Source organism: Desulfocucumis palustris (assembly GCF_002933875.1).
In the GTDB taxonomy this organism is placed as follows: Bacteria; Bacillota; Desulfotomaculia; order Desulfotomaculales; family Desulfocucumaceae; genus Desulfocucumis; species Desulfocucumis palustris.
Map to the genome: position 1 here is coordinate 1 of NZ_BFAV01000106.1, position 307 is coordinate 307.

Annotated in this window: 1 protein-coding gene; it reads right to left on the minus strand. The window is 51.5% G+C overall.

Annotated features, from left to right (window positions below; genetic code table 11):
• A partial coding sequence (locus DCCM_RS08480) for a hypothetical protein (protein WP_207655563.1) occupies window positions 1-307 on the minus strand: 307 nt, incomplete at both ends.

The window sequence follows — 307 nt, forward strand, 5'->3', positions numbered from 1 at the left end:
ACCGTTGCTTTTGTACATATCCAGCAGTTTGCCGGAGGGGAGCCTGGTGTAGCTGGCCATCAGCGCCCCGGCCCCGTCCCGGTCGGCTATTACCTGACTGCCGTCGTACTGGTAGTAGGTGGCGCTGTCGTTGGCCGCTTCTATTACTCCCATTAGCTGCCCGTCGCCGTTATAGAGGTTTCTTACCTGTTCATTGCTGCCTTTGGTTACCCTGATTAATCTGTTTTCGTAATCGTAGGAGTATCCCCAGGAGTAATCGTTTTCTCTTTTTTCACTTTTTTGATTGCCGTTGGAGTCATAGGTGTAG